Below are 12,037 nucleotides of genomic sequence, written 5' to 3' on the forward strand. Positions count from 1 at the left end.
GAGGTTCGAGATGGCGTTATTAAATGTAGATAAATTATCGGTGCATTTCGGCGACGTAGGTTCCGAATTCCGCGCCGTAGACCGCATTAGCTACAGTGTGAATCAGGGTGAAGTGGTTGGCATTGTAGGAGAGTCCGGCTCTGGTAAGTCCGTCAGTTCGCTGGCGATTATGGGACTGATTGACTACCCAGGCCGCGTTATGGCCGAAAATCTGGAGTTTAATGGTCGCGACCTGAAGCGCATCTCTGAGAAAGAGCGTCGCCAGTTAGTGGGGGCGGAAGTGGCGATGATCTTCCAGGACCCGATGACCAGCCTTAACCCCTGCTACACCGTCGGCTACCAGATTATGGAAGCCATTAAAGTGCACCAGGGCGGCAACAAAAAAACGCGTGTTCAGCGGGCAATAGACCTGCTGACGCTGGTGGGGATCCCCGATCCGGCCTCGCGTCTTGATGTATATCCGCACCAGTTGTCCGGTGGGATGAGTCAGCGCGTGATGATCGCGATGGCGATAGCCTGTCGTCCGAAACTGCTGATTGCCGACGAACCGACAACGGCGCTGGATGTGACTATTCAGGCGCAGATCATCGAGCTACTGCTGGAATTGCAGCAAAAAGAGAACATGGCGCTGGTCTTAATCACGCACGATCTGGCGCTGGTGGCTGAAGCGGCACACAAAATCATCGTGATGTACGCCGGTCAGGTGGTAGAAACCGGAGCCGCGCAGGATATCTTTCGCGCGCCGCGTCATCCTTACACCCAGGCGCTGCTGCGCGCGCTGCCTGAGTTTGCTCAGGATAAAGCACGTCTGGCCTCGCTGCCGGGCGTGGTTCCCGGGAAATATGACCGCCCGAGCGGCTGTTTGCTGAACCCACGCTGCCCCTATGCGACCGACAAATGCCGCGCTGAAGAACCTGAACTGAACCTGCTGGAAGGCGGTCGTCAGTCGAAATGCCACTACCCACTTGATGATGCCGGGAGGCCTGGGCTATGAGTACGCAAAAGGCCACTTTGTCACAGCCGCTGTTGCAGGCTATTGATCTGAAAAAACACTACCCGGTGAAAAAGGGCATGTTCGCCCCGGAGCGCCTGGTGAAAGCGCTGGACGGCGTCTCCTTTACCTTAGAACGCGGTAAAACGCTGGCGGTGGTAGGCGAGTCGGGCTGTGGGAAATCCACCCTTGGCCGCCTGCTGACGATGATTGAAGTCCCGACCGGCGGTGAGCTGTATTACCAGGGACAGGATCTGCTTAAGCACGACCCGCAGGCGCAAAAGCTGCGTCGGCAGAAAATCCAGATTGTATTCCAGAACCCGTACGGTTCCCTGAACCCGCGTAAGAAAGTGGGGCAGATTCTGGAAGAGCCGCTGCTGATCAACTCCACGCTCAGCAAAGAGGAGCGTCGTGAAAAAGCGCTGGCGATGATGGCGAAAGTGGGGCTGAAAACCGAACACTACGACCGCTATCCGCATATGTTCTCCGGCGGTCAGCGTCAGCGTATTGCCATCGCTCGCGGTCTGATGCTTGACCCGGACGTGGTGATTGCCGATGAACCGGTCTCAGCGCTGGACGTCTCGGTGCGTGCGCAGGTGCTGAATCTGATGATGGATTTGCAGCAGGAATTGGGGCTGTCATACGTCTTTATCTCGCACGACCTGTCGGTGGTTGAGCACATTGCCGATGAAGTGATGGTGATGTATTTAGGCCGCTGCGTGGAGAAAGGGACGAAGGACCAAATCTTCAATAATCCGCGTCATCCGTACACGCAAGCGCTGCTCTCCGCAACGCCGCGTCTGAACCCGGACGATCGCCGTGAGCGTATCAAGCTGACCGGTGAACTGCCAAGCCCGCTGAATCCGCCGCCGGGCTGCGCGTTTAACGCCCGCTGCCGTCGTCGCTTTGGTCCGTGTACCCAGCTTCAGCCGCAGTTGAAAGATTACGGCGGTCAACTGGTGGCGTGTTTTGCCGTTGACCAGGATGAGAACCCACAGCAATAAACCTGGGTTATGACCCGATAACCGGAGCCTTGTGCTCCGGTTTTTTTATATTTTCTCTTTACGTCCACAATGTGAGTCCTTTGGCAGAACATTATTCCACAGTGTCTAGAATGTAGTCAGATTCCCTCTAGTCACAAAAATATCTATTTCGCAGTTGCTAACTACCAGGAGCAAATGTGGTCACGATACGCTGGGATATTAAAACAATTGATCGTCTGTCGATGGTTGAGGATGTCCTGAAGGAATTTTCCTGCTGTGATATCAATATCATCTCCATGAAAGTCACGCCTGGGCGGATCCTGATTAAATCCTGGTGCCGCCAGCTACAGGATATTTCCTGTGTGCAATCCTGTTTAAGCCAGCGCGCCGATATTATTCATGTCGCTTACCTCTGTGAGGAGATAAGCGAACTGTCAACGCCGGAGCCGGAACGCCCGCGCTATTTCTCTGACATTATTTGCAGCAGCCAGAGCATGCACGCGCTTATCGAAAAGGCGATAAAAATTGCCGACAGCAAATATACCGTTCTGATCCGTGGCGATACGGGGACCGGTAAAGAGCTGCTGGCCCGGGCTATCCATAATTCCGGGCAGCGACGTTTTTATCCGTTTATTCCGGTCAACTGCTCTGCGCTACCTGAGTCGCTAATGGAGAGTGAATTCTTTGGCTATGAGAAAGGGGCTTTCAGCGGCGCGGATTGTAAAGGCAAAAAAGGGCTGTTTGAAATGGCCGATAAAGGCACCCTTTTTCTCGATGAGTTTGGCGAAATGTCGCTGAGCTTACAGGCTAAACTCCTGCGCGTGCTTCAGGATGGCGGGATTCGGCGCGTTGGCGGAGCGCATATTATTCCGGTCAATGTGCGTATTATTGTGGCAACCAATGCCAATCTGGAAGAGATGGTAGAACAACGTCTGCTGCGCGCCGATCTCTATTACCGCATCAACGTGCTTTCACTGACCATTCCACCTTTGCGCGAGCGTCCACAGGATATCAGCCTGCTGATTCGCCACTTTGTGCAGAAATACGCAAAGGAATTCCAGCGGCGGATCATTCTGGATAAAGCCTGTTTTGATGCCCTGCACCATCACAGCTGGCCGGGAAACGTGCGCGAACTGGAAAATACCATTATTCGCCTGATGCTGATGGCGGAATCCGATGTCATTACGCGGGAAGAATTAGGGATGGTGAATTTGCCTGCCGTTGAGCGGGGCCCGACAGAACGTCCTTTTAAAGAGCAGGTTCTGTGTGCTGAACGCCAGCTCATTGAACAGATGGTGGAAGATAATGTGTCGTCACGGCATATCGCCAAAGCGCTGGGCGTGTCGCACACCACGGTGCTGAATAAAATTCGCGGCTATCAGCTGGAGAGTGTGGGTTAAGCGCCGCCAGCGTCTGACGGCGCGATATACATGGGTTATTCAATCAGCTTCAATAAGGGCGACAGGCACAGCAGAATTCCGTACAGCAGGATCAACCAGGTTTTCAGTCCGCGCAGTTTTTCCAGTTGCGTTACTTTATAGATCAGGAAGAACGGAATAATACACGACACAATCCCGTAAAGCGGACTACCTAGCTGGAAGAACACCAGTACCGATACGCGAAATGACACCCAAATGACCAGGGTGATAACAATAAAGGTGCAAATACCCAGCGTAAGCACCAACGGATTAATTTTCTCAATGTCAATGACGCGGCTCAGAACGTTGAGAATAATACCTTTGATCGCTTCGTGGAATCCCAGATAAATACCAAAGAACGCGGTTAATACGGCGAAGATATTTAATACCGTTGAGGTGATATGAATAATCTGCCCAGGAATGACCTGAGCCGCCAGCGCCAGTGCTGAAATATTTTGTTCGAAAGCCGAAACGGCCTCTTCATGGCTAATGGAAAAGGTAAAAGAGAAGGAGAAAAACAGAATGACAGCAATCAGAGTAATGTAACTGATGCGATGCGTACGGATTGCCATACGCGTAGCCAGCACCCGGTCCGCCACCCGTTTGCGGTAGGCGATGTTCATTGGGTTCAACACCTGAATAAACACCGCCGAGAAGAAGCAGAACGGGATGGTTAGCAGTACATCACGAAAGAAGACCGATGCTTCAGGGAAGGCGCTGATATTAGCGAAGTTCCAGTGCGGAACCATCGCAAAACCAAATACGATGATGATACCTACTTTGACCACCACCATCGGGCCGGAGATTTTGAACAGCAGCTTTTCTCCCCCGGAAGCAATGGCGACCAGCACGGCAAAAATGGCCACTTTGTAGATTATCGACTGCGAAAGATCGGCCTCGGTCAAGCCGAAGGTTTTAATATATGAGGCGCTGTCAAAAACCACGGATAAAGAATAAATAAATATGCCGTGAATAATCATCAGGAAATAGATGACGCCAAGAAATACGCCCCAGTTTTTTCCCAGGTAATGACTTATAATATCCGTGTAGTCATTACAGGTTTCGCTTTCTGATAATGTTTTTAAATAAATATCCTGCACAATATAAGTTGCCGGATAAGCAATAATAAAGGCAACGATAAATACCCAAATGCCTGTTAAGCCAATTTGTACCGGCATCAGTACCGTTCCGGCACCAATGGCCATGCCGATACACAGTAATACCCAGCCAAAATCGTATTTCGTAAACGGTATTTTTTTTGAGAATGGTACGGCGGTTGCTGTATTGTTGCTTAATTGTAATGTGTTGTCCTGCATAGAACCCCCTGCCCAAAATACACGTTCTCCCCGAAAGAGGATCGCGTGTATTGCCAGACTGTTGTGCCTTGATTCTCAACAACCTGAACCGAACGGCGTCGGTTCAGGCCATATTGGTCAGAATGTTGCCTTTCTGATGGCGTGTTCAAGGTCGTTAATAATATCTTCTGGATCTTCAAGACCCACAGAAAGACGGATAAGCCCGTCGGTAATACCTGCTTTGAGCCGTTCCTCAGGTGCAACGGGCGAATGTGTCATAGACGCTGGGTGCTGAATGAGGGTTTCGGTATCACCGAGACTGACCGCGAGGAGGCACAATTCTACAGAATTGATCATCCGCCTACCAGCCTCAAGGCCGCCGGCGATTTCGAAGCTGATAATTCCACCTGGCAGGCTCATTTGCCGCTGGCCCAGCTCATACTGCGGATGCGAAGTCAGGCCAGGATAATACACCCGAGTAATAGATGGATGCCCTTCGAGGAAGCGGGCGATTTTCAGCGCATTTTCACAGTGGCGTTCCATACGAATGCCCAGCGTTTTAACGCCGCGCAGTGTTAACCACGCATTGAAAGGACTCATGCAGCCGCCGGTGATATCTTTCAGGCCTACAAACCGCGCCTGGTCGATAAACTCCTGCTTACCAACAATGATGCCCCCAATCACATCCCCGTGACCGTTGATATATTTGGTGACGCTGTGAACCACAATATCCGCGCCCAGTTGCAAAGGCTGCTGACAGTACGGCGACATAAAGGTGTTATCCACCACCAGCAATGCGCCCTGTTGATGGGCGATACCGGCAACCGTTTCAATGTCGACCAGCGACAGCGTTGGGTTGGCGGGCGTTTCGATATACACAACTTTGGTTTCTGGTCGCATCGCGGCGCGGATTTCTTCAGGCTTTGCCGCGTCGACAAAGCTGACGTTAATCCCAAACTTCGGCATGCTGTGCGACAAAAACGCGTGGGTGCAGCCGTAAATCGCGCTGGCGGAAACGATATGGTCACCCTGCTGGCAAAGCGTCAACAGCGTTGTGGTGATAGCAGAAATACCGGACGCGGTTGCCAACCCGGCTTCACCTCTTTCCAGTACCGCCAGCTTTTTCTCCAGCGCATCGGTGGTGGGGTTACCCAAACGGGTGTAAATGTACCCGGACTCTTCGAGCGCAAAGCGGGCGGCACCTTGTTCGGCGCTGTCAAAAACAAACGTTGAGGTCTGGAAAATAGGCGTACTAAGCGCGCCAGTTGAAGGGTCGGGTTGTTGCCCCGCGTGAACGATCTGGGTGTTGAATCCGTAAGTACGACAGTCAGACATGATATCTCCTTTAATTCGGAACAGAACAGCTCACAGTCAAATAGCAATCGCTGTGCCAGAAAATGAACTGATAGATATCAATGTGTTATGTTTTTGTCTGAACTAATGGTCGGCAGGAATGTTGCCAACTGGAAAGAATCTTTCCAGCGTGCTGGTAAGAAAATGGGTGAATTGCGAGGCGCTACGCAGAGCGCAATATTGCGCAGTGATATGGCAAGTGGGCTGCCGTAGAATCAGCGGCAAGCCGGGAATTCCCGGTGAGGCGCAATGTTGCGGGGGCTTGATCCCCGGCGGCATCGGTTGCTGGAAAGAGAAAACCCCCGCACGTTGTTCGGTATAAACCTGGCAACAAAACGGGGGCTGACTTGAACCTGAACAACTCAAGGATAGCCGTGAACAGTTGCCATTGCAACACAGGCGGCCATATGACGCTCGCACAGTTAGGCGTGGCCTTCTGGCACGATTTAGCGGCTCCCATCATCGCTGGCACCATTGCCAGCCTGATTGTGAGCTGGCTGCGTAACAGGAAGTAATGCGCTTTTTAGGCGTCTGCCTGCCGTGATGGCAACATGCGCCCGAACCAGGCCGCAGGGGCGACCTTGCGGCCTTTTTCGGCTTAAATGCAGATAAATCTCGTCGCCAGGTGCCTATCCTGTCGCGATAATGCACGCTGGGAAGTTTTCAGATACCGCCTCTCTTAATACCGCTACGATCGGGTATACTCTGACGGCAGTTTCGTCTATCCGTGGAGAGTCAGTTTGCGTGTCAGTCGCTCGTTAACAATTAAGCAGATGGCAATGGTTGCGGCCGTTGTTATGGTGTTCGTTTTTATTTTTTGCACCGTTTTGTTGTTCCATCTGGTCCAGCAAAACCGCTATAACACGGCTACGCAACTGGAAAGTATCGCTCGCTCCGTCCGTGAGCCTCTGTCGGACACTATCCTGAAAGGGGATATTCCCGAAGCGGAAGCCATTTTAAAAAGTATTCGGCCAGCGGGTGTAGTCAGTCGCGCCGATGTGGTGCTGCCCAATCAGTTTCAGGCGTTGCGGATGAGTTTTATCCCTGAACGCCCCGTTCCTGTTACGGTGACTCGCCTGTTTGAGCTTCCGGTACAAATTTCGCTGCCGATCTATTCTCTTGAGCGTTCAGCTAACCCGCAACCGCTGGCGTATCTGGTACTGCAGGCGGATTCGTACCGCATGTACAAATTCGTGATGAGTACGCTCTCGACGTTAGTGACCATTTACTTACTTTTATCGTTAATACTGACCGTCGCTATCTCCTGGTGCATTAACCGCTTGATTGTGCACCCCTTACGTAAAATTGCCCGTGAGCTGAACGACATCCAACAGCAGGATCTGATTGGCTATCAACTGGCATTGCCGCGTCTACATCAGGATGATGAGATTGGTATGCTGGTGCGTAGCTACAATCTTAATCAGCAGTTGATTCAGCGACATAGCGAAGAGCAAAGCGACTTTGCAATGCGTTTCCCGGTTTCCGAACTGCCCAATAAGTCGTTTTTAATGGGGTTGCTGGAGCAGGTTGTTACCCGCCAGCAGACGACGGCGCTGATGATTGTCACCTGCGAAACCCTACGTGACACCGCGGGGGTGTTAACTGAAACTCAGCGGGAAATCCTGCTGCTTACGCTGGTCGAAAAACTCAAGTCGGTATTAGCCCCCAGGATGGTGCTTTCCCAGGTGAGTGGCTATGACTTCGCCATCATCGCCCATGGTGTAAAAGAACCCTGGCACGCTATTACTCTAGGTCAGCAAGTACTCACTATCGTTAACGAGCGATTACCTATTCAGGGTATTCAACTGCGTCCTACCTGCAACATTGGGGTAGCAATGTTCTATGGTGATTTGACCGCAGAACAGCTTTACCGCCGCGCTCTCTCGGCCGTGTTAACCTCGCGCCATAAGGGTAAAAATCAAATTCAGTTCTTTGATCCGTTACAGATGGAAGAGGCGCAGCAGCGTTTGACGGAAGAGAACGATATTCTCAGCGCGCTGGATAACCAGCAGTTCGCGCTTTGGATGCAACCGCAGGTGGAAATGTCCAGCGGTAAGGTATTGAGCGCAGAAGCATTATTGCGGATGCAGCAGCCGGACGGAAGCTGGGAGCTGCCCGAAGGGTTAATCGACAGAATTGAGTCCTGCGGCCTGATGGTGACGGTTGGTTACTGGGTGCTGGAAGAGACGTGCCGCCAGCTGTCAGCGTGGCAGGAACGGGGTCTGATGCTGCCGCTGTCGGTGAATTTGTCCGCACTACAGCTGATGCACCCGAGTATGGTCTCGGACCTGCTGGAGTTGTTAAACCGCTATCGCATCAAGCCTGGTACGTTGATCCTGGAAGTGACTGAAAGCCGACATATCGATGATCCCCACGCCGCGGTGGCCATTTTGCGCCCATTGCGTAATGCGGGAGTACGTATCGCACTGGATGACTTTGGCATGGGGTATGCGGGCCTGCGACAGCTGCAGCACATGAAGTCGCTACCGGTGGATGTCCTCAAAATCGATAAGATGTTTGTCGACGGAGTACCTGAGGATTGCAGCATGATCTCCGCCATCATTCAGTTGGCCCACAGCCTTAATTTGCAGATGATCGCCGAAGGTGTCGAAACCGAAGCGCAGCGTGAATGGCTATCACAAGCCGGGGTGGAAGTGGCACAAGGGTTCCTGTTTGCCCGACCGGTTCCGGCAAATATCTTCGAAGAACGTTATCTGGCGCCGGAAAGCGCTGATTACAAAAGTTAAAAAAGGTCTCGCTTGTGCGAGCCAGCTCAAAATTTTTAACATTTTTGTATCAATTATGATCCAGGTACATTTCTGTCAAGTTGTGTGGGTGTTACTTTAAGGCCGCAGGTTAAACAAAACCTTACAAGACCTGTGGTTTTTACTTTAAGGACACCCTATGAAAACCTCTATATTCAAAAGCCTTTACTTTCAGGTCCTGACAGCGATTGCCATTGGTATTCTCCTTGGCCATTACTACCCTGAATTAGGCGCCCAAATGAAACCGCTTGGTGATGCCTTCGTTAAGCTCATCAAGATGGTCATCGCACCTGTCATCTTCTGTACTGTCGTTACCGGCATTGCAGGCATGGAAAGTATGAAAGCCGTAGGCCGCACCGGTGCGGTTGCACTGCTTTATTTTGAAGTGGTCAGTACGATTGCGCTGATCATCGGTCTTATCATTGTTAACGTGGTGCAACCCGGTGCCGGAATGAACGTCGATCCGGCGACGCTGGATGCCAAAGCGGTTGCGATTTACGCCGAACAGGCAAAAGACCAGGGGATCGTAGGTTTCCTGATGGATATTATCCCGGCGAGCGTCATTGGCGCGTTTGCCAGCGGTAACATCCTGCAGGTATTGCTGTTTGCAGTAATGTTTGGTTTTGCGCTGCATCGTCTGGGCAGCAAGGGCCAGATGATTTTCAACGTGATTGAAAGTTTCTCGCAGGTTATTTTCGGCATCATCAATATGATCATGCGCCTGGCGCCTATCGGTGCTTTCGGTGCTATGGCCTTTACCATCGGTAAATATGGCGTCGGAACGCTGGTGCAACTGGGTCAGCTAATCATCTGCTTCTACATCACCTGTATTCTGTTTGTGGTGCTGGTGCTGGGTTCAATTGCGCGCGCAACCGGCTTCAGTATCTTTAAATTCATCCGCTATATCCGTGAAGAGCTGCTGATCGTTCTGGGTACTTCTTCTTCCGAGTCTGCGCTGCCGCGTATGCTCGATAAGATGGAAAAACTGGGCTGTCGGAAGTCGGTTGTCGGATTGGTTATACCCACGGGCTACTCGTTTAACCTTGATGGGACATCAATCTATCTGACTATGGCGGCGGTGTTTATCGCTCAGGCGACCAACAGCCACATGGATATCTTCCATCAGATAACCCTGTTGGTGGTGCTCCTGCTCTCCTCAAAAGGTGCAGCGGGTGTGACCGGGAGTGGCTTCATTGTTCTGGCCGCGACTATCTCTGCGGTGGGGCATTTACCGGTTGCTGGCCTGGCGCTGATTCTTGGTATTGACCGCTTCATGTCTGAAGCCCGTGCGCTGACCAACCTGATTGGTAACGGTGTTGCAACTGTCGTTGTGGCTAAATGGGTGAAAGAATTGGATACCAAAAAGCTGGATGACACGCTGAATAATCGTGCGCCGGATGGCAAAACGCACGATTTATCCTCTTAATCTCGTCACTTATGCCCGTAGTCCCTTCCAGGACTGCGGGCGTTTGCGCATAATTACCCCCTGTGCCTGAAACCGTCGATTCGGCGGCTCGGGATTTTTTCACTTCTTCCGTGACATTTTTATGTTCTCGCGGTCTAACACGAAGTGTTTTTAACGTCATATTCAGAGAGTCCTTTCGAGGGCTGTCTTTTTATTTCCAGGATAGTTGATCAGGGGTTCACATGCAGGGCACAAAAATTCGACTTTTAGCGGGCGGCTTGCTGATGATGGCCACTGCCGGCTATGTGCAGGCAGATGCGCTCCAGCCTGATCCAGCGTGGCAACAGGGCACGCTGGCAAATGGTTTACAGTGGCAAGTGTTAGCCACTCCCCAGCGTCCGAGCGACCGTATTGAGGTTCGCCTGCTGGTCAATACCGGTTCACTCACCGAAAGTGCGCAACAGAGTGGTTTCAGCCATGCGATCCCGCGTATCGCGCTGACGCAAAGCGGTGGCCTCGATGCCACGCAAGCCCGTTCACTGTGGCAGCAGGGGTTCGATCCCAAACGTCCCATGCCGCCGGTTATCGTTTCCTATGATTCCACGCTGTATAACCTCAGTCTGCCTAACAGCCGTAACGACCTACTGAAAGAGTCACTTTCTTATCTGGCGAATATCTCCGGTAAACTGAGCATCACCTCTGAAACGGTCAATCATGCGCTGAATAGCGAAGATATGGTTGCAACCTGGCCGTCAGATACCAAAGAAGGGTGGTGGCGTTACCGTCTGAAGGGATCGACCCTGTTGGGGCACGATCCCGCCGATCCGCTGAAAACGCCGGTAGACGCGTCGAAAATTCAGTCTTTCTACCAGAAATGGTATACCCCGGACGCGATGACGCTGATCATCGTCGGTAACGTTGATGCACGCAGCGTAGCTGAGCAAATCAATAAAACCTTTGGCGAGTTAAAAGGAAAACGCGAAACGCCTGCACCGGTTCCCACGCTCTCTCCGCTGCGAGCTGAAGCCGTGAGTATTATGACCGATGCGGTACGCCAGGATCGCCTGTCTATTATGTGGGATACGCCGTGGCAGCCGATCCGTGAATCTGCCGCGCTGTTACGTTACTGGCGCGCTGATTTAGCTCGTGAGGCGCTGTTCTGGCACATTCAGCAAGAGCTAACCAAAAACAATGCCAAAGACATTGGCCTCGGATTTGACTGCCGGGTGCTGTTCCTGCGCGCGCAGTGCGCGATTAACGTGGAGTCGCCGAACGATAAGCTGAACGCCAATCTGGGTACGGTTGCGCGTGAGCTGGCGAAAGTGCGTGATAAGGGACTGCCGGAAGAAGAGTTCAATGCGCTGGTAGCGCAAAAGAATCTGGAACTGCAGAAGCTGTTTGCCACCTATGGTCGTACCGATACCGATATTTTGATCAGCCAGCGTTTGCGCTCGCTGCAAAATCAGGTGGTGGATATTGCGCCTGAACAGTACCAGCGTTTACGCCAGAGCTTCCTCAACAGCCTGAGCGTTGAGATGCTGAATCAGGACCTGCGTCAGCAGCTGTCGCAAGATATGGCGTTAATTCTGCTGCAGCCGAAGGGTGAACCTGAATTCAATATGAAGGATCTGCAGGCGACGTGGGATAGCATTATGGCGCCCGTTACCGCAGCGGCAACGTCTGTTGAAACGGATGAATCACACCCTGAAGTGACGGATATCCCGCCTGTACAGTAAAGGGTATCGTAACCTGTAAGCCGGGCAAGTGAAGCGCTCCTGGCTTACCCAGTGCCGGATGCGGCGTTAACGCCTCATCCGGCCTACAGGA

9 protein-coding genes are annotated in these 12,037 nt (G+C 52.1%); 7 read left to right on the forward strand and 2 right to left on the reverse strand.

What is annotated here, in order from left to right; all coding sequences use genetic code 11:
- Nucleotides 1–10: 10 nt before the first annotated feature.
- From dppD to OGY09_RS09445, 3 genes are all read left to right on the forward strand, one after another.
- The gene (gene dppD / locus OGY09_RS09435) at nt 11–994 is read left to right on the forward strand and encodes a dipeptide ABC transporter ATP-binding protein (RefSeq protein WP_048236981.1); all 984 of its coding nucleotides are present in this window, start codon (nt 11–13) and stop codon (nt 992–994) included.
- A complete protein-coding gene (gene dppF, locus OGY09_RS09440) occupies nt 991–1,995 on the forward strand; it encodes a dipeptide ABC transporter ATP-binding subunit DppF (protein WP_008786417.1) in 1,005 nt (334 codons plus the stop codon). The genes dppD and dppF overlap by 4 nt, the downstream gene beginning before the upstream one ends.
- A gap of 176 nt (nt 1,996–2,171) precedes the next feature.
- Nucleotides 2,172–3,374 (forward strand): sigma-54 interaction domain-containing protein, encoded by a 1,203-nt coding sequence (locus OGY09_RS09445; protein WP_032945318.1) that lies wholly within the window; start codon nt 2,172–2,174, stop codon nt 3,372–3,374.
- A 35-nt stretch (nt 3,375–3,409) separates the two neighbouring features.
- Here OGY09_RS09445 and OGY09_RS09450 read toward each other — a convergent pair whose 3' ends face one another.
- Nucleotides 3,410–4,708: an SLC5/6 family protein gene (locus OGY09_RS09450; protein WP_008786415.1), complete on the reverse strand. Its 1,299-nt coding sequence runs from the start codon at nt 4,706–4,708 to the stop codon at nt 3,410–3,412.
- Between the two features lie 117 nt (nt 4,709–4,825).
- Nucleotides 4,826–6,022, reverse strand: a complete 1,197-nt coding sequence (gene megL, locus OGY09_RS09455) for a methionine gamma-lyase (protein ID WP_008786414.1) — start codon at nt 6,020–6,022, stop codon at nt 4,826–4,828.
- A gap of 425 nt (nt 6,023–6,447) precedes the next feature.
- Here megL and OGY09_RS09460 point away from each other — a divergent pair, with 425 nt between their 5' ends.
- From OGY09_RS09460 to OGY09_RS09475, 4 genes are all read left to right on the forward strand, one after another.
- Nucleotides 6,448–6,555 carry a type I toxin-antitoxin system toxin Ldr family protein gene (locus OGY09_RS09460; RefSeq protein ID WP_003827426.1) on the forward strand — a complete coding sequence of 36 codons (108 nt, stop codon included), beginning with the start codon at nt 6,448–6,450 and terminating at the stop codon, nt 6,553–6,555.
- A gap of 225 nt (nt 6,556–6,780) precedes the next feature.
- The gene (gene hmsP, locus OGY09_RS09465) at nt 6,781–8,787 is read left to right on the forward strand and encodes a biofilm formation regulator HmsP (protein ID WP_020996063.1); all 2,007 of its coding nucleotides are present in this window, start codon (nt 6,781–6,783) and stop codon (nt 8,785–8,787) included.
- A gap of 157 nt (nt 8,788–8,944) precedes the next feature.
- A complete protein-coding gene (gene dctA, locus OGY09_RS09470; RefSeq protein WP_008786411.1) occupies nt 8,945–10,231 on the forward strand; it encodes a C4-dicarboxylate transporter DctC in 1,287 nt (428 codons plus the stop codon).
- 221 nt (nt 10,232–10,452) lie between these two features.
- Nucleotides 10,453–11,946: a M16 family metallopeptidase gene (locus OGY09_RS09475; protein WP_032945317.1), complete on the forward strand. Its 1,494-nt coding sequence runs from the start codon at nt 10,453–10,455 to the stop codon at nt 11,944–11,946.
- Nucleotides 11,947–12,037: the final 91 nt, after the last annotated feature.

The sequence above is a fragment of the Citrobacter sp. Cpo071 genome (assembly GCF_030332765.1).
In the GTDB taxonomy this organism is placed as follows: Bacteria; Pseudomonadota; Gammaproteobacteria; order Enterobacterales; family Enterobacteriaceae; genus Citrobacter; species Citrobacter portucalensis.